This window comes from Caulobacter sp. DWR1-3-2b1 (assembly GCF_049895765.1).
Lineage (GTDB): Bacteria > Pseudomonadota > Alphaproteobacteria > Caulobacterales > Caulobacteraceae > Caulobacter.
Genome location: NZ_JAFCSZ010000002.1, coordinates 260,325 through 284,537, shown reverse-complemented (window position 1 = coordinate 284,537; position 24,213 = coordinate 260,325). Strand labels below are relative to the sequence as shown.

28 protein-coding genes and 1 pseudogene are annotated in these 24,213 nt (G+C 66.6%); 14 read left to right on the top strand and 15 right to left on the bottom strand.

Annotated elements, in window-relative coordinates; all coding sequences use genetic code 11:
* Nucleotides 1–2: 2 nt before the first annotated feature.
* Genes ruvB through ruvC form a run of 3 tightly spaced genes read right to left on the bottom strand, consistent with a single transcriptional unit; the run spans nt 3 to nt 2,207 of the window.
* Nucleotides 3–1,043: a Holliday junction branch migration DNA helicase RuvB gene (gene ruvB / locus ACP69S_RS03465; RefSeq protein ID WP_425994872.1), complete on the bottom strand. Its 1,041-nt coding sequence runs from the start codon at nt 1,041–1,043 to the stop codon at nt 3–5.
* A 28-nt stretch (nt 1,044–1,071) separates the two neighbouring features.
* Nucleotides 1,072–1,689, bottom strand: coding sequence for a Holliday junction branch migration protein RuvA (gene ruvA, locus ACP69S_RS03460; protein WP_425994870.1), 618 nt, complete (start codon nt 1,687–1,689; stop codon nt 1,072–1,074).
* Complete coding sequence (gene ruvC, locus ACP69S_RS03455; protein ID WP_425995003.1) at nt 1,686–2,207, bottom strand: crossover junction endodeoxyribonuclease RuvC; 522 nt, start codon at nt 2,205–2,207, stop codon at nt 1,686–1,688. The genes ruvA and ruvC overlap by 4 nt, the downstream gene beginning before the upstream one ends.
* 120 nt (nt 2,208–2,327) lie before the next feature.
* On the opposite strand from ruvC, the gene ACP69S_RS03450 reads away from it, so the two are divergent.
* Nucleotides 2,328–3,752 carry a M20/M25/M40 family metallo-hydrolase gene (locus ACP69S_RS03450; protein ID WP_425994868.1) on the top strand — a complete coding sequence of 475 codons (1,425 nt, stop codon included), beginning with the start codon at nt 2,328–2,330 and terminating at the stop codon, nt 3,750–3,752.
* Nucleotides 3,753–3,901: 149 nt separating this feature from the next.
* On the opposite strand, the gene ACP69S_RS03445 is transcribed toward ACP69S_RS03450, so the two are convergent.
* The 4 genes from ACP69S_RS03445 to ACP69S_RS03430 form a co-directional block, all read right to left on the bottom strand.
* Nucleotides 3,902–4,834 (bottom strand): nucleoside hydrolase, encoded by a 933-nt coding sequence (locus ACP69S_RS03445; RefSeq protein ID WP_425994866.1) that lies wholly within the window; start codon nt 4,832–4,834, stop codon nt 3,902–3,904.
* Nucleotides 4,835–5,075: 241 nt separating this feature from the next.
* The gene (locus ACP69S_RS03440; RefSeq protein WP_425994865.1) at nt 5,076–5,831 is read right to left on the bottom strand and encodes a YebC/PmpR family DNA-binding transcriptional regulator; all 756 of its coding nucleotides are present in this window, start codon (nt 5,829–5,831) and stop codon (nt 5,076–5,078) included.
* A gap of 177 nt (nt 5,832–6,008) precedes the next feature.
* The gene (locus ACP69S_RS03435; RefSeq protein ID WP_425994863.1) at nt 6,009–6,830 is read right to left on the bottom strand and encodes a TIGR00282 family metallophosphoesterase; all 822 of its coding nucleotides are present in this window, start codon (nt 6,828–6,830) and stop codon (nt 6,009–6,011) included.
* Between the two features lie 122 nt (nt 6,831–6,952).
* Nucleotides 6,953–7,549 (bottom strand): 5-formyltetrahydrofolate cyclo-ligase, encoded by a 597-nt coding sequence (locus tag ACP69S_RS03430; RefSeq protein ID WP_425994861.1) that lies wholly within the window; start codon nt 7,547–7,549, stop codon nt 6,953–6,955.
* 500 nt (nt 7,550–8,049) lie between these two features.
* Here ACP69S_RS03430 and ACP69S_RS03425 point away from each other — a divergent pair, with 500 nt between their 5' ends.
* From ACP69S_RS03425 to ACP69S_RS03415, 3 genes and pseudogenes are all read left to right on the top strand, one after another.
* Nucleotides 8,050–8,304 (top strand): hypothetical protein, encoded by a 255-nt coding sequence (locus ACP69S_RS03425; RefSeq protein ID WP_425994859.1) that lies wholly within the window; start codon nt 8,050–8,052, stop codon nt 8,302–8,304.
* A gap of 33 nt (nt 8,305–8,337) precedes the next feature.
* Nucleotides 8,338–8,556 (top strand): annotated as a pseudogene (locus tag ACP69S_RS03420) (response regulator); the annotation flags it as partial.
* A 22-nt stretch (nt 8,557–8,578) separates the two neighbouring features.
* Nucleotides 8,579–8,812, top strand: coding sequence for a hypothetical protein (locus tag ACP69S_RS03415; protein WP_425994857.1), 234 nt, complete (start codon nt 8,579–8,581; stop codon nt 8,810–8,812).
* Nucleotides 8,813–8,824: 12 nt separating this feature from the next.
* On the opposite strand, the gene ACP69S_RS03410 is transcribed toward ACP69S_RS03415, so the two are convergent.
* Both ACP69S_RS03410 and ACP69S_RS03405 read right to left on the bottom strand, forming a co-directional pair.
* Entirely contained in the window at nt 8,825–9,151 is a 327-nt protein-coding gene (locus ACP69S_RS03410; protein ID WP_425994855.1) for a cell division protein ZapA, read from the bottom strand.
* 3 nt (nt 9,152–9,154) lie between these two features.
* Entirely contained in the window at nt 9,155–9,517 is a 363-nt protein-coding gene (locus ACP69S_RS03405) for a DUF4164 family protein (RefSeq protein WP_425994853.1), read from the bottom strand.
* Between the two features lie 220 nt (nt 9,518–9,737).
* Here ACP69S_RS03405 and gap point away from each other — a divergent pair, with 220 nt between their 5' ends.
* The 4 genes from gap to fba all read left to right on the top strand — a co-directional run bounded on the left by gap (nt 9,738) and on the right by fba (nt 13,739).
* Entirely contained in the window at nt 9,738–10,745 is a 1,008-nt protein-coding gene (gene gap / locus ACP69S_RS03400; RefSeq protein WP_425994851.1) for a type I glyceraldehyde-3-phosphate dehydrogenase, read from the top strand.
* A 76-nt stretch (nt 10,746–10,821) separates the two neighbouring features.
* Nucleotides 10,822–11,223, top strand: a complete 402-nt coding sequence (locus ACP69S_RS03395; RefSeq protein WP_425994849.1) for a hypothetical protein — start codon at nt 10,822–10,824, stop codon at nt 11,221–11,223.
* Between the two features lie 92 nt (nt 11,224–11,315).
* Nucleotides 11,316–12,506, top strand: a complete 1,191-nt coding sequence (locus ACP69S_RS03390; RefSeq protein ID WP_425994847.1) for a phosphoglycerate kinase — start codon at nt 11,316–11,318, stop codon at nt 12,504–12,506.
* A 141-nt stretch (nt 12,507–12,647) separates the two neighbouring features.
* Nucleotides 12,648–13,739: a class II fructose-bisphosphate aldolase gene (gene fba / locus ACP69S_RS03385; protein ID WP_425994845.1), complete on the top strand. Its 1,092-nt coding sequence runs from the start codon at nt 12,648–12,650 to the stop codon at nt 13,737–13,739.
* Between the two features lie 55 nt (nt 13,740–13,794).
* Here fba and ACP69S_RS03380 read toward each other — a convergent pair whose 3' ends face one another.
* From ACP69S_RS03380 to ACP69S_RS03370, 3 genes are all read right to left on the bottom strand, one after another.
* Nucleotides 13,795–14,472, bottom strand: coding sequence for an NrsF family protein (locus tag ACP69S_RS03380; RefSeq protein ID WP_425994843.1), 678 nt, complete (start codon nt 14,470–14,472; stop codon nt 13,795–13,797).
* Between the two features lie 322 nt (nt 14,473–14,794).
* Nucleotides 14,795–15,424 carry a DUF2799 domain-containing protein gene (locus ACP69S_RS03375; RefSeq protein WP_425994841.1) on the bottom strand — a complete coding sequence of 210 codons (630 nt, stop codon included), beginning with the start codon at nt 15,422–15,424 and terminating at the stop codon, nt 14,795–14,797.
* 94 nt (nt 15,425–15,518) lie between these two features.
* Nucleotides 15,519–16,091, bottom strand: a complete 573-nt coding sequence (locus ACP69S_RS03370; protein ID WP_425994839.1) for a tryptophan-rich sensory protein — start codon at nt 16,089–16,091, stop codon at nt 15,519–15,521.
* A 168-nt stretch (nt 16,092–16,259) separates the two neighbouring features.
* Here ACP69S_RS03370 and ACP69S_RS03365 point away from each other — a divergent pair, with 168 nt between their 5' ends.
* Entirely contained in the window at nt 16,260–16,766 is a 507-nt protein-coding gene (locus tag ACP69S_RS03365) for a GNAT family N-acetyltransferase (protein WP_425994837.1), read from the top strand.
* Here ACP69S_RS03365 and bfr read toward each other — a convergent pair.
* Nucleotides 16,763–17,242 carry a bacterioferritin gene (gene bfr, locus ACP69S_RS03360; RefSeq protein WP_425994835.1) on the bottom strand — a complete coding sequence of 160 codons (480 nt, stop codon included), beginning with the start codon at nt 17,240–17,242 and terminating at the stop codon, nt 16,763–16,765. The two genes, ACP69S_RS03365 and bfr, sit on opposite strands and share 4 nt — an antisense overlap.
* 179 nt (nt 17,243–17,421) lie before the next feature.
* Nucleotides 17,422–17,607 carry a (2Fe-2S)-binding protein gene (locus ACP69S_RS03355; RefSeq protein WP_425994833.1) on the bottom strand — a complete coding sequence of 62 codons (186 nt, stop codon included), beginning with the start codon at nt 17,605–17,607 and terminating at the stop codon, nt 17,422–17,424.
* Nucleotides 17,608–17,843: 236 nt separating this feature from the next.
* Here ACP69S_RS03355 and thiE point away from each other — a divergent pair, with 236 nt between their 5' ends.
* Nucleotides 17,844–18,491, top strand: a complete 648-nt coding sequence (thiE, locus tag ACP69S_RS03350; protein WP_425994831.1) for a thiamine phosphate synthase — start codon at nt 17,844–17,846, stop codon at nt 18,489–18,491.
* A gap of 72 nt (nt 18,492–18,563) precedes the next feature.
* Nucleotides 18,564–18,977 carry a hypothetical protein gene (locus ACP69S_RS03345; RefSeq protein ID WP_425994829.1) on the top strand — a complete coding sequence of 138 codons (414 nt, stop codon included), beginning with the start codon at nt 18,564–18,566 and terminating at the stop codon, nt 18,975–18,977.
* A 241-nt stretch (nt 18,978–19,218) separates the two neighbouring features.
* Here the strand turns inward: ACP69S_RS03345 and ACP69S_RS03340 are convergent, their stop codons facing one another.
* Entirely contained in the window at nt 19,219–20,085 is an 867-nt protein-coding gene (locus ACP69S_RS03340; protein WP_425994827.1) for a sigma-70 family RNA polymerase sigma factor, read from the bottom strand.
* Nucleotides 20,086–20,705: 620 nt separating this feature from the next.
* On the opposite strand from ACP69S_RS03340, the gene ACP69S_RS03335 reads away from it, so the two are divergent.
* The 3 genes from ACP69S_RS03335 (at nt 20,706) to ACP69S_RS03325 (ending at nt 24,116) form a co-directional block, all read left to right on the top strand.
* The gene (locus tag ACP69S_RS03335) at nt 20,706–21,503 is read left to right on the top strand and encodes an inositol monophosphatase family protein (RefSeq protein ID WP_425994825.1); all 798 of its coding nucleotides are present in this window, start codon (nt 20,706–20,708) and stop codon (nt 21,501–21,503) included.
* 172 nt (nt 21,504–21,675) lie between these two features.
* The gene (locus tag ACP69S_RS03330; protein WP_425994823.1) at nt 21,676–22,740 is read left to right on the top strand and encodes a glycerophosphodiester phosphodiesterase; all 1,065 of its coding nucleotides are present in this window, start codon (nt 21,676–21,678) and stop codon (nt 22,738–22,740) included.
* A gap of 80 nt (nt 22,741–22,820) precedes the next feature.
* A complete protein-coding gene (locus ACP69S_RS03325) occupies nt 22,821–24,116 on the top strand; it encodes a hypothetical protein (RefSeq protein ID WP_425994821.1) in 1,296 nt (431 codons plus the stop codon).
* The last annotated feature ends 97 nt before the right edge of the window (nt 24,117–24,213 follow it).

The following is a 24,213-nucleotide window of genomic DNA, read 5'->3' as shown; positions in this document are numbered from 1 at the left end:
TCCTATTCCTCTCCGAACAGCCCCGCCTGCCCTTGCGGCGCGGCGGGAGCCTTCAGCCCCAGGTGCAGATAAGCCTTACCGCAGGCCACCCGGCCACGCGGGGTGCGCTGGATGAAGCCCTGCTGCATCAGATAGGGCTCAATAACGTCTTCCACCGCGTCGCGGGACTCGGCGATGGCATAGGCGATGGTCTCGACCCCGGCCGGGCCGCCGCCATAGTGCTCGATCAGGGCGCGCAGATAGCGGCGGTCGAGGCTGTCGAGTCCGACCCCGTCGACTTCAAGACGCGCCAAAGCCATGCCCGCCGCGTTGCGGTCGATTACGGTCGCGCCATCGGCCTCGGCGAAGTCGCGGACCCGGCGCAGCAGGCGGCCGGCGACGCGGGGCGTGCCGCGAGCCCGGGCGGCGATCTCGGCGGCGCCGTCTTCCGACAGCGGCGCGCCCATCTTGCGGGCCGCGCCCAGCAGCACGTGTTTCAGCTCGGCGTGGGTGTAGAATTCCAGCCGGATCGGGATGCCGAAGCGATCGCGCAGCGGCGTGGCCAGCATGCCCGCCCGGGTCGTCGCCGCGACGAGGGTAAAGGGGGCCAGGTCGATGCGGATCGAGCGCGCCGAGGGGCCCTCGCCGATCACCAGGTCCAGCACATGGTCCTCCATGGCTGGATAGAGGATCTCCTCGACGTTCGACGACAGGCGATGGATCTCGTCGATAAACAGGACGTCGTTGGCTTCGAGGTTGGTCAGGATCGCCGCCAGGTCGCCGGGCTTGTTCAGCACCGGACCCGAGGTGGCGCGGAAATTGACCCCCAGCTCGCGGGCGATGATCTGGGCCAGGGTGGTCTTGCCCAGGCCTGGCGGGCCAAACAGCAGCACATGGTCCAGGGCCTCGCCCCGACCCTTGGCGGCCTCGATGAAGATGCGGAGATTGCCCTTGGTCTGCTCCTGACCGACGAACTCGGCCAGGGTTTGCGGGCGCAGCGCCTTGTCGGCGGCCAGCGGGATGGCCTCGTGGGGCTGGGCTTCGCCGGAGATGATGCGGGTCACGCTTTCCCCCCACCTTCGCGCTTCGCGCTCACCGGCCCAGCTCCTGCAGACCGGCCTTGATCAACTGCTGCACGGTGGCCTCTTCACCCAGCTTGGCGGCGGCGGCCTCGACCACGCGGCGGGCGTTGACCTCGGCCACGCCCAGACCCATCAGCGCCGCAACAGCGTCTCCGGTCGGTGCGGGCTTGGCCTTCGCGGGCGCCAAACCCGAGCTCGGCGCGCTCATCAGCACCGGCCCGTCTGTGATCGGCTTGTCCTTCAGCTCGGTGACGATCCGCAGGGCCAGCTTGGGTCCTACGCCTGATGCGCGCCCGACAGCGGCCTTGTCCTCGCGCGCCACGGCGCTCGCCAGTTCCGCCGGCGACAGGATGTCGAGCACCGCCATGGCCGCCTTGGGTCCCACGCCCTGAATGGCCTGCAGAAGCACGAAGGCGCGGCGGTCCTCACGGGTGGCGAAGCCATAGAGCCGCAGGCCTGCGCTCTCGCTCCACTGGCTCTCGATGTGCAGCAGGGCTTCCTCGCCGAGAGCCGGCAGGCGCGACAGGGTGCGGCCGCCGCAGCGGACCACATAGCCGACACCCATGACGTCGATCAGGGCCTCTTCCTCACCGACCTCAGCCACGGCCCCGCGAAGACGGCCGATCATGCGACCCTCCGGTTGGCGACGCGCAGATTGGCGTGGGTGATGGCGACGGCGAGTGCGTCGGCGCAGTCGGCCGTGGTCTTGCCGGCCGTCGGCAGCAGGCGGGCGATCATGAAGCCGATCTGGGCCTTGTCGGCCGCGCCGGTGCCGACCACCGCCTTCTTGACCAGGCGGGTGGAATATTCAGCGACCAACAGCCCGGCGCGGGCCGGCGCGATCAGGGCGGCGGCCCGCGCGTGGCCCAGCTTCAGGGTCGACTGGGCGTTGGTGTTGAGGAACACCTCCTCCACCGCCGCCTCATCCGGGCGTTGCTCTGCGATCACCGCGCAGATGCCCTCGAACAGGTGCAGCAGGCGCTGGGCGAAGTCGGCCTTGTCGTCGGGGACGATCACCCCGTGGGCGACGTGGCTCATGCGCGAGCCCTCGACCGCGATCACGCCCCAGCCGGTGCGGCGCAGGCCGGGATCGAGCCCCAGGATTCGGATCGGGATGCGATTCATGTTCATCATGTGTTCTCGCAACATCGCCTGTTCCGCGCCCGAGGAAAAGCCCCTGTATTGCTAACGAGGGCTTAACGCCGGCCCTTGCGCGCAACGGCGCTCCGGGCTCTCCTCAGGCAAGGTTCCTAGGGAGATGAGTTGATGCGTCTGGCGCGATTGATGACGACGGCGGCCTTGCTGGCCTTGCCGGTGATGGCGAACGCCCAAACGACCCCTCCACCGACCAATGTCCGACCAGACCAGGCCAAGTTTCGAGAGCTCTACAAGGAGCTGGTCGAGATCAACACCACCCTGTCGATCGGCAGTTGCACCAAGGCCGCCGAGGCCATGGGTGCGCGCCTCAGGGCCGCCGGCTATCCCGAGGCCGACGTGAAAGTGGTCGTAGAGCCCAAGCATCCGCGCGAAGGCTCGTTGGTCGCCGTTCTGCGCGGGACCGATCCGAAGTCCAAGCCGATACTGCTGCTGGCCCATATCGACGTGGTCGAGGCCAATCGCGCCGACTGGACCCGCGACCCGTTCGTGCTGGTCGAGGAGAACGGCTATTTTTACGGACGCGGCACGTCGGACGACAAGTCCCAGGCCGCCATCTGGGCCGACAGCCTGATCCGTCTGAAGCAGGAGGGCTACAAGCCCAAGCGCGACATCAAGATGGCCCTGACCTGCGGCGAGGAAAGCGAGGGCTATAACGGCATCGAGGACCTGCTGAAGAACCACCGCCCGATGGTGGACGCCGAATTCGCCCTGAACGAAGGCGCGGACGGCCTGCTGGACGAGCAGGGCAAGGAAGTGGTGCTTGAGGTCCAGGCCGGCGAAAAGGTCTACCAGGACTTCACCCTGACGGTGACCAATCCGGGCGGTCACTCCAGCCGCCCCCAAGGCGCCAACGCCATCTATCAGCTGTCAGCCGCCCTAGACCGGATCGGCGCCTACCAGTTTCCGCCGCGCTTCATCGACGCCACCAAGGGCTATTTCACCCAGATGCAGCCCCGGGTTTCGGCCGAGCAGGCGGCGGCGATGAAGGCCCTCGTCGCCAATATCCAGGACCCGGCGGCTTTGAAGACCGTCACGGCCGACCCGATGTGGAACTCGATGCTGCGCACCACCTGTGTGGCCACGATGGTCAGCGCCGGCCACGCGCCCAACGCCCTGCCCCAGCGCGCGACGGCCAACGTCAATTGCCGCATCCTGCCGGGCACGCCGGTCGAGGAGGTGAAAGCCAAGCTGGCCGAGGTCGCCGCCGATCCGGCCGTCGCCTTCACCCTGGCCCACGAGGCCAAGACCGCCTCGCCGCCTCCGGCCCTGACGCCCGCCATCATGGGTCCGATCACCAAGCAGGCCGCCAAGCTATGGCCCGGCGTGCCGATCGTGCCCATCCTGCTGACCGGCGCCACTGACGGCGTGCACACCAACGCCGCCGGCATCCCGACCTATGGCGTCACCGGCATCTTCGGCGGCTCTGACGGCGACGGCATCCACGGGCTGAACGAGCGCGTGCGGGTCAAGTCGCTGTATGAGGGGCGGGACTTCCTGCACGGGCTGATCAAGGACTATGCGGGCGGGAAATAGAAAGCGCTGAAACGTGACCCTCTCCCCTTGCGGGAGAGGGTGGCCCGGCGCCGCCGGGTCGGGGTGAAGGGTCGCACAGACCTTTCGGACAGGGTTTTCAACCCCTCATCCGGCGCTTTGCACCACCTTCTCCCGCAAGGGGAGAAGGATTAGGCGGCGAGCGCTCTCGCCCCGAACAGCGTCGTCAGGATCAACCGCTCCACGGCCATGACATCGATGCTCACACAAACCTCCGCGTTCGGCGCGCCGTCCATGCGGTCGATCCTGCCCTGACGCACGCCGTCTGTCGCGACCCGCAACCGCGCCGGCTCGAATACGAAGGCCTCGGGAAGGATCAGGCTGGCGGCGGCCGCCGCGTCGTGGGGATGGCAGGCGCCTACCGTGCCCCAGACCTGAGCGTGGAAATCCATATAGGGACCCGCTGACCGCGCCAGCCGCGCCGACAGGGGCGAGCCGCAGCAGGCCGAACCGGCGTCGAGCGCAGCTCTGGTCAGGGTCACCTGGCTGGAGACGTCCAGCGGCACAAGACGCGGCCGCGCGCCCGATTCCAGCACGCGCTGCAGGGCCTCCGGATCGCTCCAGCTATTGAAGTCTGCCCCGCCAGCCGCCTTGCCCTCGACGGCGAAAGCGCCGGCCATGATGGTCGGGCGCCAGTCGCGGAAGGCTGCGGGATCGTCCAGCAGGCTCCTGGCCAGATTGGTCAGAGGCCCCAGGAACAGGCCCGTGATCTTGCGGCGAGCTGCGAAGGCCAGCATGCCGACCCCGTGGCCGCGGTCCAGTTCCGGCAGCTTCCAGCGCTGCGAGAAGCCCGCGCCATTCAGGCCATCGACGCCGTGGGCCGGCCGCATCCGCTCGACCCGCCGCTTGGCCAGGCCCGATCCTGCGCCGATATAGACCTCGGCCCCGCAGCCGGCCAGCCGCAGCACGCCCCGGGCGTTAGCCGCGGCTTGATCGACATAGGTGTTGCCGAACACCGCCGAAACCGATCCCACCTCGACCACATCGCGCGCCCGCGCCAGCATGGTCAGCGCCAGGGCGTCGTCCACGCCGCAGTCGGTGTCGATGTGCACGCGAAGGGTCATGGCGGCACTGTAGCGGAAGCGATGCGACGGGGAGAAGACGGCGTGTGCGGAAAGGCCCGGACGCCCCCTCCGTCACGCTACATATTTGCAGCGCGCCACCTCCCCCGCACGCTTCGCTACAAGGGAGGAGATGCAGTCTTCTCCTCCCCTGTGAAACGGAGGAGGTGGCGCGGCGCCAATAGGCGACGTGACGGAGGGGGCGTCCGACGGTTCCCGCCACGCAAGGCCACGCGGCGTCAGATCACCCCAGCTTGGCGAGGTCTTCGTCGCTGATCTCTTCGTTCGAATAGACGTTCTGGACGTCGTCATCGTCGTTGAGCATGTCCAGCAGCTTCATCAGCGTGACCACCGAGTCGCCGGTCACCGGGACCTGCATCTTCGGACGCCAGGCGATCCTGGTATTGCTGGCTGCGCCGAACCTGGCTTCCAAGGCGGCGGCCACCTCGTTGAGGTCTTCGAAGGCGGTGTAGACGGTGTGGCCTTCGCCTTCCTCGTCCATGTCCGAGATGGCGTCGTCGGCGCCGGCCTCGATAGCGGCTTCCATCATCGCGTCTTCGCTGGCGACCTTGGCCGGGTAACTGATTTGTCCCACGTGGTCGTAATTGAACACCACCGAGCCGGTCGCGCCCATATTGCCGCCCAGCTTGGTGAAGTAGGAGCGTACATTGGCGGCGGCGCGGTTGCGGTTGTCGGTCAGCACCTCGACGATGATGCCGACGCCGCCGGCGGCCACGCCCTCATAGCGGATTTCCGCATAGTCGGCCGCGTCGCCCATCTGCGACTTCTTGATCGCGCGGTCGATGACATCCTTGGGCAGGCTTTCGGCCTTGGCGTTGTTCACGGCCAAGCGCAGGCGCGGGTTCATGTTGGGGTCGGGCAGGCCCGCCTTGGCCGCCACGGTGATTTCCCGCGACAGCTTGGAGAACAGCTTGGAGCGCGCAGCGTCGGCGCGGCCCTTGCGGTGCATGATGTTCTTGAATTTCGAGTGGCCGGCCATTCGCGGGGCTCTTCTCTGATCTGACGAAGGTGGAGTGGGCGCGCTTCTAGCCTTTGGAGGGTGGTTTTGTCACCCGACTTGATCCGACGGGTGGTTGCGCGTTTCACTTTGAGCGCCGTAACCCCTCACCTCCCACCGCTACGCGGCGGGTCCCTCCTCTCCCTCCGGGAGAGGTTTTTAGACCGCGGGAACCGTCTGCTTCAGCCTTCCGCCCACCCGGATCGGCTCGACGCGCACTGCCAGGCCCGTGCGGTCGTCGGTCTCGACGAAGACGCCGCACACCGTGGCCGGACCCGAGGCCGGCGTATAGCGGCCGCCGCTGATCTTGGTGGTGAAGCGCCGCAGGGGCTCTTCCTTCTGGTTGCCGATGACGCTGTCATAGTCGGCGCAGGCGCCGGCGTCCGTCTGGTAGGCGGTGCCGCCCGGCAGGATCTGGGCGTCGGCGGTCGGCACGTGGGTGTGGGTGCCGACCACCAAGGAAGCGCGGCCGTCGCAATAGTGGCCCATGGCCATCTTCTCGGAGGTCGCTTCACAGTGCATGTCGACCACCACCGCATCCGCCACCTGGCCCAGCGGGGCCTTGTCCAGCTCGCGGTCGGCGGAGGCGAAGGGGTCGTCCATGGCGTCCATGTGCACCCGGCCCAGCAGGTTGATCACCATGATGGTGCGGCCACGCTCGGTCTGGAACAGGTGGCTGCCCTTGCCCGGCGCGTCCGACAGGATCGGGTAGTTAGCCGGGCGGATCAGGCGTGGCTCGCGGACGATGTAGGTCAGGGCCTCGCGCTGGTCCCAGCTGTGGTTGCCCAGGGTCAGGCAGTCAGCGCCGGCCTCGAACAGCTCGCGCGCCGTGTTCTCGGTGATTCCGAAGCCGGCGGCGGCGTTTTCGGCGTTGACGATCACGAACTCAAGGTCGAGGTCACGGCGCAGGGCGGGAAGATGATCGGCCAGACCGTCGCGGCCCGACTTGCCGACGACATCCCCGAAGAAAGCAAAACGCATCGAATTTCCTCAAAGCCGTTCTTCGCAGAAGAACGGCGTTTGCTCAAAAGTTAGGGCGTGACAGGCGCCGAAACCGGCATCCACTTTCGGCTGTCACGCCCTTAGCGGACCCGACGAGGGTCTCAGACTTTCACCGCGATATACTCTTTTTCGGTGAGAATGGCGTCCAGCGCTTGATCGTGCGGCTCGCGCGGTAAATCCGCCACTTCCTGGCCGCTATAGGCCAGACCCAGCACCAGCACCTGACGCCGGGCCTTCAGATCGGCCAGAGCGCGATCATAGTATCCACCGCCCTGCCCCAACCGCCGCCCGTCGCGGTCGAAGGCCAACAGCGGCACGATGAGGAGGTCGGGTTCCAGCACCTCGCACTCGCTGTCCGGCGCATTAAGGCCAATGGCGTCATGAACCAGAGGCCGCTCGCGGTCCCAGCGGCGAAACACCATCTGCCCCTCCGCGCCTTCGACGGATGGGAGGGCCAGTATCCAGCCCTGCTCGGCCAGATGGTCGGCCAGGATGCGCGGCGAAACCTCGGCGCCCAGGCCGTAATAGAGCGCGGCGACCTTGCCGGCAGGATCGGGAAAGCTGGCGGCCAGAGGGGCGCGGGCTACCTCGGCGACCATCCAGTCAGCCTCGGGATGTTCGCGCGCCAATTCCTTGCGGCGACTGCGGACAAAGACCCGCAGAGCGGTCTTGGCGGAGGCGGGATCGGCGTGAACCATGAGCTCTTAAACGCGATGGCGCTCAAAAAGTCAGGAGTCGAAAAGTGGGGAGATAGGGTGGCGGCGCCATGAAGAACCGTGAAGACGTTTCAATCCACTCGAACCTGTTTGTTACAGGTGGGCTCCGTGTTCCCGCAGCCACGGCCACGGGAGGGAACAGATCCCGATAGAGAGATTAAGGTCCCTGGGAATAGAAATCTTCGACGAGGGCCACAGCAGACCCGCCAGTTACGGATATAGGGCGTCACGGGGGCGAGCGATAGGGCTTCAAGCGTCACATCGCCCGGTGCGCCAGAACGGCGCGCCCCGGATCAGGGTTAAGCCGCCGTTAGGAGCCGCGCCCTAGCCTTCTGGAAAAGGGAGGATCGGACCTGCCCACGACGCCAGCAGAGCTTCGGTCCGACGCCGCGCACACGTTCGACGTCCTGTCGTGGGAGATCGAGCTGGCGGGCGCGCGCTGCATCTTCCTAGACACCCTGATCGGCAAGCTGCTGGCGACAGTGGCCCCGGAATATCGCGACCAGTTGCTGGAAGGCGTCCAGGCCGTGGACCTGCTGAGCCAGCACCTGACCGGACTTTCGACCTTCGCCCGCGAACTCAGCCAGAGCGTCGCGATCCCGGAGCAGTTCGAGGTCGCGGCGGCGCTCAAGAGCGTCACCCTCGGCGCCTTGGCCGACCGGATGAGGACCTCGTTCGGCGGTGCTGACGAAGGTCTCGGCGACGGCGACGACGCCGGCGACCTGGATCTCTTCTGATGTCCCGCCCCCGCCTCGCCCCCGCGCGCTCCCATGAACAGCCACGGCCACAACGCCAAGATCCTGGTCGCCGACAGCGATCGCGCCGTGCTGGAGATGCTGCAGATCCGCCTGGACCTCGCCGGCTACCACGCGCTCGCCGCGCGCAGCGCCTCTGCGGCGCTTGAGATCATCCACAACATGGGCCCCGCCATCCTGGTGCTGGACCTGGCGCTGCCCGAAAACGACGCCTTCGACCTGCTGACGACCCTGCAGAAGGACTCGGTCGCGGCTGATGTGCCCGACGCTGCTGATCGGCAAGCGGCTGGGAATCGAAGAAATCAAGCACGCCGCGACATTCGGAGTCCGCGCCTGCATGGTCAAACCGTTCAGCGGCGCCGATCTGCTGGAGCGCGTGGCGAAAATCCTGAAGCCCGCGCCACCGGCTCGGCCCGCCGGCAATGGTTATGTTCCGCAGCGAAGCGGATCAGGCCCGCAGATCTCGCCGTCGGGCGATTTCTTCCTGTAGTCGGAAAGCGACCTACTCGGCCGCCAGCTTCTCGATCCGCTCGGCCGCGGCGTCAATGGCGCGGATGGCCGTGGCTTCGGCGCGGCTGCGTTCGGTCTGGATCTTGGCCAGCTCGCTCTGGGCGTGAGCCAGGCGCAGCTTCAGGTCGCTCATTTCGTCGGCTAGCAACAGGGCGCCCATCAGGAAGAGGCGCGTCTCGCCCAATTGCCCCACGTCCTGGCTGACCTGGCGAACCTGACGGTCGAACAGCCGGGCGATCTCCAGCAGATGGGCTTCCTGGCCGTCTTCGCAGCCGACGGTATAGGGCCGGCCGTTCACCTGGATGGTCAGTTGAGCCATGGGTCAGGCCTCCCGCGGATCATCGAACAGCTCGTTGGTCTCGTCGGCGAGATCGACGTCGTCTGCGGGGTGGTCGTCATTGACGGGACCATCGTCACCCAAAGCGGCGCGGATCTCGGCGATGGCGCGGCCGAGGGCGACAGAGGCCTGGACGCCGGCTTCTTCGAGGGCGCGCTCGCGCTCGCGGGCGGCGCCCAGCTCGGCCTTCAGCCGCACGGCCTCGCCATCGAACAGATCCCCGGCCTTGGCGGGCGCGGGCGCCGCCGGTTGCGACGCGCGCGCGGCCAGCCGCTGCTCAAGCTGGGCCAAGGCGCGCTCCAGTCGGCGCGAGGCAAGGTCGAGGGCGCTCGTTTCGCCCAGGGTCATCGGCGGGTTCCAATCATGCGGTGCAACATATAGATCAGGGCCAGCTTCGCCACCCGCTGCGGCGACATTACGGTGATGAAAACGCCCCAGTCCTTATTCCGTCACGCGTTGTTATCGGCGCCGGGCTTGACTTCCCCGCCCCCGCCCGCAAAACGCGCCTGCAAAATCAAGGAACGCTGGTCCTTTACGGCCGCGTCCGATCGTTAGGAGAAAGACCACCATGGCTCTTCGCGTCGCCATCAACGGCTTTGGCCGTATCGGCCGCCTTGTCCTGCGCTCCATCGTCGAGCACGCGCGTCGTGACATCGAGGTCGTGGCGATCAACGATCTGGGCCCGGTCGAGACCAACGCCCACCTGCTGCGCTACGACAGCGTGCACGGCCGGTTCCCGGGCGTCGTGACCTCGGGCGAAGACTGGATCGACGTCGGCACCGGCAAGATCAAGGTCACGGCGATCCGCGACCCGGCCCAGCTGCCGCACGCCGAACTGAACGTCGACATCGCGTTCGAGTGCACCGGTCTCTTCACCACCAAGGAAAAGGCCAGCGCTCACCTGACCGCCGGCGCCAAGCGCGTGCTGGTCAGCGCCCCGTGCGACGGCGCCGATCAGACCATCGTATACAAGGTCAATGACGACGTGCTGAGCGCCGCCGACCTGGTGGTTTCCAACGGCTCCTGCACCACCAACTGCCTGGCCCCCATCGCCAAGGTCATCCATGACCTGGTCGGCATCGAGCGCGGCTACATGACCACCATTCACAGCTACACCGGCGACCAGCCGACGCTGGATACGATGCACAAGGATCTGTATCGAGGCCGGGCAGCAGCCCTGTCGATGATCCCCACCTCGACCGGCGCCGCCAAGGCCCTGGGTCTCGTCTTGCCGGCCCTGAAGGGCAAGCTGGACGGCAGCTCGATCCGCGTGCCGACCCCGAACGTCTCGTGCGTTGACCTGAAGTTCGTCCCGGGCCGCGACACCACCGTCGAGGAACTGAACAACGCCCTGAAGGCCGCCGCAGAAGGTCCGCTGAAGGGTGTGCTGGGCGTGACGGAAGAGGCCCTGGTCTCGACCGACTTCAACCACATCGCCGCCAGCTCGACGGCGGCCCTGGCCCAGACCCAGGTCATCGAAGGCAAGCTGGGCCGCGTGCTCAGCTGGTACGACAACGAATGGGGCTTCGCGACCCGCATGAGCGACACCGCGCTCGTTATGGCGAAGTACCTGTAAGGACCTCCCGGCCCTCTCCCCTTTCTAGGGGAGAGGAAGAAGGCGAAGGCCAAATGTCCGTTCCAGGAGTGAATAGATGATCCTAACGGCCTTCAGGCCAGAAGCCGTTCGCTTCGTTCGATTGGCCTCAGTCTACGAAGAAGTCGAACAGGCCATCCAGGTCAGTGGCAGGTGGGCCGAATGGGAGGGCGCGCTCTGCTGTCTGGATGACGCCAAAGGCGACCTGACGGCCACTTGGCGCAACGCCAAAGATCGCGAGCGCTTCAGCGGTCTTGTCGACGCCGCGTGGCGCAAGCGCGGCGAGGACGGGGTCATCCATCAGGTGGAAACGGTTGAAGCGCTTGCCGGTCAGGTTGGCGGGGACGCTCGCTCTAAGAACTCCAAGCGCGGACCAAGCCTTCTATCTATCCTGTTTATATTCACCACTGGGGCTCTTCTCGGCGGCGTGGTTGTCCTTGGATACTTGGCCATGCTGTGACGACGTTTTTACGCGCCCTTGTGTAGAGGAAGCGTTCGATCTCGATGCGCCGCGCGCGGTGTAGCAATCCTAACACTCATCGGATATTGGCCATGCCCTTCCGCACCCTCGACACCGCCGATCTCGCCGGCAAGACCGCCCTGGTTCGCGTGGACTTCAACGTGCCCGTCGAGGGCGGCAAGATCACTGACGACACCCGCCTGCGCTCGGCCCTGCCGACCATCCGCTATTTGAGCACCCAGGGCGCCAAGGTGGTGTTGCTGGCCCACTTCGACCGGCCCAAGGGCAAGGTGGTCCCCGAGATGAGCCTGGCCTTCGTGGCCGAGCCGCTGGGCAAGCTGCTGGAGCAGGAGGTGGCCTTCGCCAGCGACTGCGTCGGACCCGAGGCCGCCAAGGTCATCGCGGCTCTCGAAAAGGGCGGCGTCGCCCTGCTGGAAAACGTCCGCTTCCACGTCGGCGAAGAGACGAACGATCCGGCCTTCGCCGCTGAGCTCGCCAAGCTGGGCGACCTCTATGTCAATGACGCCTTCAGCGCCGCCCACCGCGCCCATGCCTCGACCGAAGCCCTGGCCCGCGCCCTGCCGTCCTATCCGGGCCTGGCCATGCAGCGCGAACTGGAAGCGCTCGACGCGGCGCTCGGCAATCCGCAGAAGCCGGTGATCGGCATCGTTGGCGGCTCCAAGGTCTCGACCAAGCTCGATTTGCTCAACAACTTGGTCGCCAAGCTGGATCGCCTGGCGATCGGCGGCGGCATGGCCAACACCTTCCTGCACGCCCAGGGCCACGACGTCGGAGGGTCGCTCTGCGAAAAGGACCTGGCCGACATCGCCCGCGAGATCATCGAAAAGGCCAAGGCCGCAGGCTGCGAGCTTCTGCTGCCGGTCGATGTGGTAGTGGCCAAGAAGGTCGCCCCCGGCGTCGACGCCGAGACCCGCGCGCTTGGCGACGTCCAGCCCGACGACCTGATCCTCGACGCCGGTCCCGAAACGACCCGGCGCCTGCTGGCGGCCATGGACGCCAGCAAGACCCTGATCTGGAACGGTCCTCTGGGCGTTTTTGAAGTCCCTCCGTTCGACGAAGCGACCGTTTTGGCGGCGAAACATGCCGCCCAGCTGGCGAAATCGGGTAAGATCGTCGCCGTGGCTGGCGGCGGTGATACGGTGTCGGCGCTAAATCACGCGGGCGTCGTGGGTGACATGACCTTCGTCTCGACCGCCGGCGGCGCGTTTCTTGAGTGGATGGAGGGCAAGGACCTGCCCGGTGTCTCGGCTTTGAACACCTAAGGGATCCAGATTTTTGAAACGCGGGCCTCCGGAAGGGGTCCGCGCGCGTTATCGAACGACCCGGGCAGAGAACGCAAAAGCGTCACGGCCCCAAAAACAAGAAACGACCCAAACCTTTCAAGCTTGCAGGAGAGATATCACGTGGCGAGGATCACGCTTAGGCAGTTGCTGGACCATGCGGCGGAGCATGAGTACGGGCTGCCGGCCTTTAATATCAACAACATGGAACAGGGTCTGGCGATCATGGAGGCGGCTGACGCCGTCAACTCGCCGGTCATCATCCAGGCCTCGCGCGGCGCGCGCAGCTATGCCAACGACATCATGCTGGCTCGCATGATCGACGCCCTGGCCGAGATCTACCCCCATATTCCGGTGTGCATGCACCAGGACCACGGCAACGGCCCGGCGACCTGCGCCACGGCGATCCAGTACGGCTTCACCTCGGTGATGATGGACGGATCGCTGATGGAGGACGCCAAGACCCCGGCCTCCTACGAGTACAATGTCGAGGTCACCCGCAAGGTCGTCCAGATGGCCCACAGCTGCGGCGTGTCGGTCGAGGGCGAGCTTGGCGTGCTGGGCTCGCTGGAAAGCGGCATGGGCGAGGCCGAAGACGGCCACGGCTTCGAGGGCGTGCTTTCCCATGACGAGCTGCTGACCGACCCCGACCAGGCCGTCGACTTCGTGCAGCAGACCGGCGTCGATGCCCTGGCCATCGCCATGGGCACCAGTCACGGCGCCTATAAATTCACGCGCAAGCCGGACGGCGACGTCCTGGCCATGAACGTGATCGAGGACATCCACCGCCGCCTGCCCAACACCCATCTGGTGATGCACGGCTCGTCCAGTGTTCCGCAGGACCTGCAGGACATCATCAACCAGTACGGCGGCCAGATGCCCCAGACCTGGGGCGTGCCCATCGAAGAGATCCAGCGCGGCATCAAGCACGGCGTTCGCAAGATCAATGTCGATACCGACAACCGGATGGCGATCACCGGCGCGATCCGCAAGGTGTTGGCGGAAAAGCCGGGCGAGTTCGACCCGCGCGCCTATCTGAAGCCCGCCAAGGAAGCCATGCGCAAGGTCTGCGCGGCGCGCTTCGTCGAGTTCGGCTCGGCCGGTCACGCCAGCAAGATCAAGGCGTTTTCCACCGCCACCATGGCCAAGCGCTACAGCTCGGGCGAACTGCACGCCAAGTTCGGCGTCGCGGCTGGCAAGGTCGCGGCCGAATAGGTTTTCGATCAGAGGCGAGAACAGGGGCCTCCCGGAGCGATCCGGGGGGCCTTTTTCATTCGCCGATCGCGAGATCCGGAAGGGGGCGGCGGCTGATCAACTTCAGTCCCACGGCCCCGACCGCGCCGCACAGCAGGATGGCGGCCGTGTACGACAGCGCCACGAACAGGAAGGTCGAGCCATGGCAGTGTACGCCGTACACGCTGGCGGCCACGGCGCCGCTGAACAGGCCGACGAACAGGCCGGTCGCGGCCGGCCGCTCCAGCTCGATGCCGCGCAGGCCAATCCCGGCGATCAGCAGCATGGGCGCCGACAGGATGGCGACATAGGCGGCGCAGGCCAAGGCTCCGGCCGGATCGAACACGTGGGTCAGCATCGCCGCGTCCAGGCTCGGCGCCTCGAAGGCTGCGGCGAGGGCCATCACAGCGACAACCGCGGCGCCGGTCGCCAAAGCGGGACGCATTGAGACACCCGGGCGCGCGACGGCCGTCGCGCCGCCCAGGGCCACCGCGGCCAGGGCGACGGTATAAAGCACCTTGAGCCAGAAGAACGGCTGGCCGATGGCCACCCAGAAGTCGGCCCGGGGGTGGAGCCAGACCAGGACCAAAAGCACGGCCGCCAGAGCGCCTGCCGCGGCGATCTCCAGAAGGCGCTTGTGCAGTGTTGCTGTCGACCACCCCGGGGCGGCCGCCGGCGCCTCGTCAGGGAGGACGAGGACGTCGTCTATCGTCACGGGCGACCCTCCCCACAAGGTGTCAGAACCGGCCAGGAGCCGCGTTTTGCGTATCGCTCGCAAAATAGGCGATGGCACTTGAGGAGTTGGACCGCCCCCTGTCAACCGTCATTATGCCGCCGCTAACCAGACGTGATCGCGGCGCTCGCCAGCCGGCTAGAGCATTTTCCGATAAGTGTGAAACGGTTATCGGATCGAAAAATGCTCTAAACTTTTGATTTAGAGCCTTTTTCGCCCGACCCTGATGAAGCCATCAGGTCGTAAAGGGCTCTAGCGCGCACGCCGGCGCAGCGCAGTGTGCGTTAGGCGCGCAGGAAGGTTGTCACCAACCCCCGTAGATCGGCCCGAACCGGTATTCCAGATCGTCTACCTCGCGCTCGGCGTCGCGCTTGGCCCAGTCGGCGCGGCGCCCGTCCTCGACGGCGGCGCGGCGCTCGCTGCGCAGCCGGTTCAGCCGGTCGCGAAGCTCGCGCTTCTGCTCGTCGTTGAGCACCGGATTGCGCAGTTCGTCCTCGACGCCGCGCGCCTCGCGATCCCGCTTTTCGGCGCGATTGTCGGCGCTGGAGCGATCGGATTCGGCCTGACTCAGCCGCGCCCCCGCTGCGTGGACCAGCCTGCCGTCGGCATAGGCGGCCAGAAAGTCGCGCGCCGGACCGTCGGGGCAGACTTCCGCATAGGCGTTGCCCTGGCGGCCCTCATGAAAGCCGCGTCCGGGCGTGCAAAAGAGCTTCAGCCCTTGAGCGCGGGCCGCGAAATAGGGCACCGGATCAGGGGCGACGCCGCTCTTGGAGCAGGCCTTGGCGTGATCGTCCAGACGGCTTTGCGGATGCCCCGCCTCGCCGTCCTTGAAGCCGGCGCCAGCCCAGTCGCCCTGCAGGCAGGATTCCTTGCTCATCGTCGCGCAGCCGGCCAGCAGCAGCCCGCCCGCCAGGACCGAAATCAGTAGACGCATGCCAAATTCCCCCGAAGTCGTCCCGGGAGCTAAAGCTTGGCCGTATGACTGGTCAATGAACCAGATCCAGCGGACCTAGCTTATCGAAAACGCTCTAGTGCAGCGTCGGCGCCAGCGGCCGGCGCCACAGGTGGGCGGTCAGCGCATTGGCCACGCCCAGCCAGCCCAGGTCCGGGGCCGTACCGCCGCCGACCTTGTGGGCCTCGATGGCATAGGCCGTCGAGGCCGCCAGCGAAGCGGTCGCCGCAGTGGCCTGTCCGCCCAGACGCCGGGCGCCCAGACCCAGCCACAGGGCGTTGAAGCCCTGGGTCAGGCTCCACAGGGTCAGGGCCCGCGTACGCGCCGGGCTGGCGGGCGCGTTCCAGGTGCGCAGGCCCGACAGGGTCATGGCGATGAACAGGGGCGGCAGGATCAGGCTGGTCAGCGGCTTGGGCTGATGGGCGACGGGCTCGTGCATCTCGGCAAACTCGACCGCGTACATTTCGTCGTCCAGCAACGCCTCGTGCCGCCGCCCCATGGCGAGGGCCGCCAGGATGGCGCCGCCCGCCAGCAAGGCGCCGAGCGCTATCTGGGCGGCGGGATGGTTGTTGGTGTGACCCTCAGCCTCGAAGGCCTCGCGTCCCGCACGGGTCCGGCTCCGGTGCGGTTTGCCATTCAGAATGTTCATGCCCGGACTCCTCGCTAAAGTGGCTGTCTAACCGTCCGGAACAGGCTTTGTTCCGGCGCGGCGCAGACGCGGTCCATGATGGATTTGATCGCGTCGCAAAGCCAGCGGCTAGAGCCGTGAGGGTGCGAGTGGCTGGACCTCGGCGTGCGCCCGCGCCAAGCTTGGCCCATGCCTCCCCTCCTTCGCCCCGCTCGCCAGGATGAGATCGAGACGCTCCGCGCGATCGAACGGGCCTCCGCCCGGCGGTTCGTGGGGGTGATGGATGCGTTGGCCGAAGACGAGCCCACGCCGGACCCAGTGCTGGCCGACCGGATCGCGGCGGGAGGCCTGCTGACGGCCGTCGTGGACCAGATCCTGGCGGCCTTCGTGATGTTCCGGCCAGTCGAGGACAGCCTCTATATCGAGCAGATCGACGTCTTGCCGGCCTTCGCGGGCCAGCGGATCGGCGCCCGTCTACTGGACGCTGTGGCGGACGAGGCCCGGGCCAGCGGCTTGCACGCCCTGACCCTGTCGACCTTCCGCGACGTGCCGTGGAACGCGCCCTGGTATCGCCGGCTGGGCTTCATCGACATCAAGGGCGACGGCTTGACGCCGGGCCTTCTGCAGATCCGCCGGGAGCATCTGGCGCGCGGGCTGGATGAGAGCGCGCGCACCTTCATGCGGCGCGCGCTTTAGGCCGGCAGTTCGCCCATGGCGCTCTGCAGGTAGTTCTGCTCGCCCAAGGCCTTGACCAGACCCAGCTGCATTTCGAGGAAGTCGATATGCTCCTCGGTGTCAGTGAGGATTTCGCGCAGGAGTTCGCGGGTGACATAGTCGCGGACCTGCTCGCACTGGATGACGCCGGGGATCAGGGTTTCGCGGCCGCCGACTTCCACGGCCAGATCCGAGGCCAGGCACTCGGGCACGGTCTCGCCGATCTTCAGCTTGTGCAGGTCCTGCAGGTTGGGCAGGCCTTCCAGGAACAGGATGCGATTGATAAGCTTGTCGGCGTGCTTCATCTCGCCGATCGACTCGTCATAGGTGATCTTGCCCAGGCGCTTGAAGCCCCAGTTGTCGTACATCCGCGCGTGCAGGAAATACTGGTTCACGGCGGTCAGCTCGTTGGTGAGCACCGCGTTGAGCAGGCGGATGATGCCAGGATCGCCTTGCATGGCGCGCCTCCCTAGAAATCGGGTTGGGAAAATTCGAGTCGGCGCGACCGTGAGGCAAGCTGACACAGGCTTCAACCGCTATGTCTGCAAGTGTTTCGCGCTTTCACGGAAATCTTCGCGAGCGCCAATCGTTCTCAGAATGCGTTCTGAAAAGCGGCTTTAATTCTGCGGCGCCAGCTCTATTCTGCGGCGTAGGCCATGGCCTCGCGGCTCTCGTCGATCATTTGGCGCATCTCGCAGACGCACTTGGCGCACTGGGCCTGGCAGCCTTTGTGACGGAAGATCTCGGCAGGACGGCTGGCGCCCGCGTTGATGGCGGCGCGCACTTCGCGCTCACGGATACCGTTACAGTTGCAAACGTACACGGAAACAAGGCCCTTGCCGAATGAGTGTCATTCTCATGTAACGAAGCCTGACGCCTTTTGCAACTGACTCTCACTCTGGTCAGCAGCGACGCGGTGTCGCGGGAGATCCTCCCTGAAGGTAGGAGGTGGTCGCGTAGCGGCCGGAGGGGGGGAGTCTCTCTGTTCATGGCATCGCCTCTCCGTCGACTGCGCCGACACCTCTCCCACAGGGAGAGGATCATGCTATTTCCCACATCATGACCCTCGATTGCCGCCTCTACCTGATCACTCCGCCGGTCCTGCCCGATCTGATCGCCTTCGGCCTCGAGTTGACCAAGGCGTTGGAGGGCGGCGACGTGGCTGCGCTGCAGATCCGGCTGAAGGACGCGCCCGACGACGTCATCGCGGCTGCGGTGGCGGCCCTGGCTCCCATCGCCCGCGCCCATGACGTGGCGGTGATCCTCAACGACCGGCCCGACCTCGCCGCCAGCCTCGACTGTGACGGCGTGCACGTGGGCCAGGGTGACATGCCCTTTGCGGCGGCCCGCAAGCTGATGGGCAAGGACCGCATGGTCGGCGTCACCTGTCATGACAGCCGACATCTGGCCATGGAGGCCGCCGAGGCCGGGGCCGACTATGTCGCCTTCGGAGCCTTTTACCCGACCACGACGAAAGAGGCGCCAACCACCGCCGATCCGGAAATCCTGTCGATCTGGCATGAGGTGATGGAGACCCCCTCGGTGGCCATCGGCGGCGTCACCGCCGACAACGCCGCCATCCTGGCCCAGGCGGGCGCCGACTTCCTGGCGGTCTCGGCCGGGGTCTGGGGCTATCCGAAAGGTCCGGCCGCCGCCGTGGCCGACCTCAACGCCGCCATCGCGGCCGGGCTCGCCGCTCGTGTCTGAGAACAGCGTTATTGTGGGCGGGTCCCGACAGGCATAGCCTTCCCGCAACGATAAGTTACCGGGGGCGACGCGATGAACTATCGACTCGTACTGTGCTTGCTTGGCGTATCGGCCGTGTCCGTGGCGACCTTCGCCCAGGCCGAGAACTGGAAGCCCTCGCCGGGCGAAACCAAGACCTTCTACGACCAGGACTTCATGCGGATGGACAACAAGTCCGGCATGGTCGTGGTGCGGATCGCCGACGGCAAGCCCAATGGCCCCTACAGGAACTGGCCGGCCGCCAGTCGGGGTCCGATCATGCTGTTCGCGCTCGATTGCGCAGCCAACAAGTGGATCGACCTGGGCATGGACTTCACCGGCGACCAGGGCGTTGGAAAAGGCTGGCGCAACGACGAAAAGATCGAGGACATCAGCGGCGCTGTCGGCGGCGCGGGTAAGCTGGCCTGCGAGACCAAGGATAGCCTTCCGAAGGTGGATCTGCCTTAGCGCCAAGTCCTGCCCCTGAAGGGGGAGGCGGCCGGAGGCCGGAGGGGGAAGGCCGCAATGACTCAGCCGCACTTCCCCCTCCGTCGCCTGCGGCGACACCTCCCCCGCTAGAGCCCTTTCCGACCTGATGGCTTCTTCAGGGTCGGGCGAAAAGGGCTCTAAATCAAAAGTTTGGAGCATTTTTCGATCCGATAACCGTTTCACACTTATCGGAAAATGCTCTAGGGGGAGGATCTTCTGCCTAGCTGTTCAGTCGCGCCAGCTTGTCCGGGTTGCGCATCGTATAAACGGCGGCGATGCGGCCATCGACCAGTTCAAGGCCTATGGTCTGGAACACCACATCTTCGTGCGACAGCACGATGCCAGGCTGGCCGTTGATCCGCGCCAAGCGCGCAGTCGCGCCCTCCGGCGGCGGCCACTTCTTCTGAATGCCAAGGATCAGGCGCACCGCGTTGTCCAGGCCGTACACCGGGTTCAGAGTAGCCGACACCTTGCCGCCGCCGTCGGCATGCCAGACCACGTCCGGGGTCAGCAGATTTCGCGGCGAGACCTCGTCGCCCGTCATGGCCGCCAGCAGAAAGGCCGTCGTCAGCGAGCGTTCCTCGTCCACCGACGGCCTGTAGCGGGGTCGCTCCTCGCGGACATGCTGGCGCGCCCGGGCCGCCAGCTGCCGACAGGCCGCCTCACCGCGCCCCAGGGTTTTGGCGATCTCGGCGAAGGGCGTGTCGAACACGTCGTGCAGCAGGAAAGCGGCGCGCTCCAACGGCGTCAGGCGCTCCAGGGCCAGCAGGAAGGCCACCGACAGGTCGGCGTCCAGCTCGCCGGGGACGGCGTCGAAATCCTCCTCCACCACCGGCTCGGGCAGCCATTCGCCGACATAGACCTCACGGCGGGCGCGAGCCGATTTCAGGCGGTCCAGGCACAGGCGGGCGACCACGCGATTGAGAAAGGCCGCGCCGTCCTCGACTCTCGTGGTCTCCACCTTGCGCCAGCGCAGCCAGGCGTCCTGCACCACATCCTCGGCGTCGGCGCGCGAGCCGAGCATGCGGTAGGCCAGGCCCGTCATGGCCGGCCTGCGGGTCTCGAACAGCGTCTGCGCCGGGGTCATGCCTCCCCCCCCCCCACATCTTGCGGCAGAGTTCGAAGGCGATCCAGCCCGCCAGGATGGCCGGCAGGAACACGCCCGGGAAATCCCGCGCCAGTAGGAGCCAAGGCGGCGCGGTCCCGCAGAAGGGCGTTATGACGTGGATCGCGGCGTGGACGATCAGGAACGCCGCCGCCACGACCGCCCCGCTGGTCCCGCGCCGGGGATCCAGCGCCGCCCACGCCAACCCGACCGCGCAGGCCAGATAGGTCGCCCCGACATCGCGCACGAAGTGGTCGTTGAACGGCCCGGTCTCGACCACACCCGGCACGCGCATGAACCAGCCATAGGGGACGAGCAGCATGGCCAGCCCATTCAGGGCCAACAGCGCCGCCAGGATCAGTCCCGTCCACCGGATCTTCGTGCCAGGCTCCTCCAGCTTTCGAAGACGAGACGAGACAGCATGGCCGGTCGCGACATCGCGCCACGAAAAATCGCCTCGCCTTGCTTTCGCAAGCGTCCGCGACTAGGTTCCGCGCCCAATTTCCCGATCTTTCTTACCGCCGCTCGCATATCCCCCGCCGTCTTCCCTTGACTGCAAAGAGGGGGACGCTGCGCAGGGGGACCTATGAGGAAAACCCGTCTTGGCCACGCCTTCCGCCCTCCTGAACGTGATGATCGACGCTGCTCGCAAGGCAGCGCGTGGCCTGGCTCGCGACTTCGGCGAAGTCGCCGAGCTGCAGGTTTCCAAGAAGGGCGCGGCCGACTTCGTCACCAACGCCGACCTGAAGGCCGAGCAGACGATCTTCGAACTCCTGGAAAAGGCCCGTCCCGGCTACAGCTTCCTGGGCGAGGAACGCGGCCTGATCGAAGGAACCGACAAGACCCACACCTGGGTCGTCGATCCGCTGGACGGCACCACCAACTTCCTGCACGCCATCCCGCACTTCGCGGTCAATATCGCCCTGCAGCGCGAAGGCGAGGTGGTGGCCGGCGTCACCTACAACCCCGTCACCCACGACCTGTTTTGGGTCGAAAAGGGCAAGGGCGCCTTCCTCGGCGCCGAAAAACGCCTGCGGGTCGCCGCCAGGCGCTCGCTTGACGAGGCCGTACTGGCTACCGGCGTGCCGTTCCTGGGCAAGCCCGGCCACGCCCAGTTCCTGAAGGAACTGCATCAGGTCAGCCAGAAGGTCGCCGGCGTCCGCCGCTTCGGCGCCGCGTCCCTCGATCTCGCCTGGGTCGCCGCCGGCCGCTTCGACGGCTACTGGGAACGCAATCTGGGCGCCTGGGATGTCGCGGCCGGCGTACTGATGGTCAACGAGGCTGGCGGCAAGGTCTCGACCATCGAGGAACACGGCAACCCGGCGGAGGGCGTCTCGATCCTGGCCGCCAACCAGGACCTGCACCCGCTGGTGCTGGAGAAGCTGCGCGCGGCCCAATAGTCACCGCTCATCCCCGCCACGGCGGGACCCAAGCGGCGGATGGGCTCAATACGCAGGCGTGCGGCGGCGGACTCGGCTCGGGTCCCGCCTTCGCGGGGATGAGCGAATAAAGAAGGTTTCAGCACAGCTTGGCGCTCGCCAAACCGTCACATCCTGGCGCTAAATCGCCGCCATGACCCTGCTGACCCGTCGCGCCATGACCACAGCCGCCCTCGCCGGAACCTTCCTGCCGGGCCTCGCCCGCGCCCAAGGCAAGAAGCCCATCGTCATCGCTCACCGCGGCGCTTCGGGCCTGCGGCCGGAGCACACCGCCTTGGCCTATGAGTTGGCCATCGAGCAGGGCTGCGACTTCATCGAGCCGGATCTGGTGCCCACCAAGGACGGTCATCTGGTCGCTCGCCACGAGAACGAGATCGGCGGCACGACCGATGTGGCCGCCCGTCCCGAATTCGCCGCCCGCAAGGCGACCAAGACCATCGACGGCCAGACGGTCGAAGGCTGGTTCACCGAGGACTTCACCCTCGCCGAGCTCAAGACCCTGCGCGCCCGCGAGCGCCTGCCGCAACTGCGCCCCGCCAGCGCCGCCTTCGACGGCCAGGCCCAGATCCTGACCTTCGACGAGGTGGTCGCTATTGCCAGGTCGGCGACCGCCCGCGCCGGCCGGACCATCGGCGTCTATCCGGAGATGAAGCACCCGACCTATTTCGCCTCCATCGGCCTGCCGGTCGAAGGCCGGATGCTGGACGCCCTGAAGCGCAACGATCTGAATTCAGCGACCGCGCCGGTGTTCGTGCAGTGCTTCGAGGTCACGCCCTTAAAGACCCTGCGCTCGAAGACACGCGCCAGGCTTGTCCTGCTGGCCGACGCCGAGGGCGGCCCGCCCGATTTGAAGAATGTGAGATATGCCGACCTGCTCACCGCCGAGGGCCTGAAGGGCGTCGCCGCCTATGCCGACGGCCTGGGGCCGCATCAGGCCCTGGTCATCCCTCGCGCCGAGACCCTGCTGCCCGCCACCTCGTTGGTGAAATACGCCCACGCAGCGGGGCTGCAGGTGCACCCTTGGACCGTGCGCGCCGAGAACTATTTCCTGCCGCCTGCCCTGCGCCGGGGCGACGCCGCGCGGCCGGACTATATGGCCCTGCCGGGCGACGTGGAGCCGCTGCTGAAGGCCCTTTACGCGGCCGGCGTCGATGGCTTGTTCAGCGACTTCCCGGACCTGGCGGTCGCCGCCCGCTGAGTTTCATTACATTTGGTTCATTTGCCGCCCGCGCCGCGCGGGGGCAGCGTGCCCGCCTTGAGTTTGAGCGAGGCGCCTTCATGAACATCCGTCTGGCCGGCCTGGCCGCCGCTCTGCTCGGGGCCTCCGCGCCCGCCCTCGCCGCCTCTGCTGGCGGTCCGAAGCTGGACGTCATCGCCAAGGACTTCGTCGCCCTGACGCTTGAGGCCGGCGAGCGCGAGCCGGGCTATGTCGATGCCTATTACGGTCCGAAAGCGTGGGCCGACGCCGCCAAGGCCAATCCGCGCGCCGTGCCGGCGCTCAAGGCCGAGGCCATCCGCCTGACCGCCGCGACCAGGGCCGTGGACGACGCCTCACTTACCCCTGACGAGCGCCGCCGCAAGGCGTTCATGCTGGGCCAGCTGAAAGCCGCCGAAACCCGCTTGGCCATGCTGGAAGGCCAGAAGTTCAGCTTCCAGGACGAGGCAGAGGGCCTGTTCAGCGTCCGCCCGCCGATCAAGCCGCTTTCGAGCTTCGACCCGATCCTGGCCCGCATCGACAAGCTGGTCCCCGGTGACGGCGACCTGGCCGCCCGCATTGACGCCTTCCAGAGCCGGTACGTCATCCCCGCCGACAAGCTGGACGCGGTGATGAAGGCCGGCATCGCCGCCTGCAAAGCCCGGACGCAAGCGCATATCGCGCTACCGAAAGCCGAGAAGTTCGACCTCGCCTTCGTCACCGGCAAGCCCTGGAGCGGCTACAACTGGTACAAGGGCGGCGCCCACAGCCTTATCGAGATCAACACCGACCTGCCCGTCGCCATCAGCCGCGCCGTCGATCTGGGCTGCCACGAGGGCTATCCGGGCCACCATGCGCTGAACGTGCTGCTGGAAGACAAGCTGACCAAGGGCAAGGGCTGGGTCGAGTTCTCGGTCTATCCGCTGTTCTCGCCGCAATCCCTGATCGCCGAGGGCTCGGCCAATTACGGCATCAGCCTGGCCTTCCCGGGGCCTGAGAAGGTCAGGTTCGAGCGCGAGCACCTCTATCCGCTGGCCGGCCTCGACCCGCAAACCGCCGACGCCTATGACGCCCTGATGACCGCCAAGGCCGATCTCGCCAGCAGCGAGAACACCATCGCTGACGCCTATCTGTCGGGGAAGATGGACAAGCCGACCGCCGTCGCCGCCCTGGCCAAATATGGCCTCAGCTCGGTCGCCCGCGCCGAAAAGCGCCTGAGCTTCATCGAGACCTACCGGTCCTATGTGATCAACTACAACCTCGGCCAGGACATGGTCCGCGCGCATGTGGAACGGGCGAGCGCCAGCCAGGACGCGCGCTGGAAGGCCATGGAGGCGGTGATCAGCCAGCCCACAACGCCTGCGGATTTGATGAAATAAATCCTCCCCCTAGAGCATTTTCCGATAAGTGTGAAACGGTTATCGGATCGAAAAATGCTCTAAACTTTTGATTTAGCACCTTTTTCGCCCGACCCTG

Excerpts from the sequence above, each read along its gene's own strand:
- ACP69S_RS03450 (WP_425994868.1), top strand. The coding sequence starts at position 2,328 with ATGCGTCTGGCGCGATTGATGACGACGGCGGCCTTGCTGGCCTTGCCG.
- ACP69S_RS03375 (WP_425994841.1), bottom strand. The coding sequence starts at position 15,424 with ATGCGTCTACTGATTTCGGTCCTGGCGGGCGGGCTGCTGCTGGCCGGC.
- ACP69S_RS03395 (WP_425994849.1), top strand. The coding sequence starts at position 10,822 with ATGATCCTAACGGCCTTCAGGCCAGAAGCCGTTCGCTTCGTTCGATTG.
- ACP69S_RS03345 (WP_425994829.1), top strand. The coding sequence starts at position 18,564 with ATGAACTATCGACTCGTACTGTGCTTGCTTGGCGTATCGGCCGTGTCC.
- ACP69S_RS03415 (WP_425994857.1), top strand. The coding sequence starts at position 8,579 with ATGTGCCCGACGCTGCTGATCGGCAAGCGGCTGGGAATCGAAGAAATC.
- ruvA (WP_425994870.1), bottom strand. The coding sequence starts at position 1,689 with ATGATCGGCCGTCTTCGCGGGGCCGTGGCTGAGGTCGGTGAGGAAGAG.
- bfr (WP_425994835.1), bottom strand. The coding sequence starts at position 17,242 with ATGCAAGGCGATCCTGGCATCATCCGCCTGCTCAACGCGGTGCTCACC.
- ACP69S_RS03410 (WP_425994855.1), bottom strand. The coding sequence starts at position 9,151 with ATGGCTCAACTGACCATCCAGGTGAACGGCCGGCCCTATACCGTCGGC.
- ACP69S_RS03370 (WP_425994839.1), bottom strand. The coding sequence starts at position 16,091 with ATGAACATTCTGAATGGCAAACCGCACCGGAGCCGGACCCGTGCGGGA.
- ACP69S_RS03445 (WP_425994866.1), bottom strand. The coding sequence starts at position 4,834 with ATGACCCTTCGCGTGCACATCGACACCGACTGCGGCGTGGACGACGCC.
- ACP69S_RS03405 (WP_425994853.1), bottom strand. The coding sequence starts at position 9,517 with ATGACCCTGGGCGAAACGAGCGCCCTCGACCTTGCCTCGCGCCGACTG.
- thiE (WP_425994831.1), top strand. The coding sequence starts at position 17,844 with ATGACCCTCGATTGCCGCCTCTACCTGATCACTCCGCCGGTCCTGCCC.
- gap (WP_425994851.1), top strand. The coding sequence starts at position 9,738 with ATGGCTCTTCGCGTCGCCATCAACGGCTTTGGCCGTATCGGCCGCCTT.
- ACP69S_RS03430 (WP_425994861.1), bottom strand. The coding sequence starts at position 7,549 with ATGGTTCACGCCGATCCCGCCTCCGCCAAGACCGCTCTGCGGGTCTTT.
- ACP69S_RS03365 (WP_425994837.1), top strand. The coding sequence starts at position 16,260 with ATGCCTCCCCTCCTTCGCCCCGCTCGCCAGGATGAGATCGAGACGCTC.
- ACP69S_RS03340 (WP_425994827.1), bottom strand. The coding sequence starts at position 20,085 with ATGACCCCGGCGCAGACGCTGTTCGAGACCCGCAGGCCGGCCATGACG.
- ACP69S_RS03330 (WP_425994823.1), top strand. The coding sequence starts at position 21,676 with ATGACCCTGCTGACCCGTCGCGCCATGACCACAGCCGCCCTCGCCGGA.
- ACP69S_RS03325 (WP_425994821.1), top strand. The coding sequence starts at position 22,821 with ATGAACATCCGTCTGGCCGGCCTGGCCGCCGCTCTGCTCGGGGCCTCC.
- ACP69S_RS03440 (WP_425994865.1), bottom strand. The coding sequence starts at position 5,831 with ATGGCCGGCCACTCGAAATTCAAGAACATCATGCACCGCAAGGGCCGC.
- ACP69S_RS03435 (WP_425994863.1), bottom strand. The coding sequence starts at position 6,830 with ATGCGTTTTGCTTTCTTCGGGGATGTCGTCGGCAAGTCGGGCCGCGAC.
- ACP69S_RS03390 (WP_425994847.1), top strand. The coding sequence starts at position 11,316 with ATGCCCTTCCGCACCCTCGACACCGCCGATCTCGCCGGCAAGACCGCC.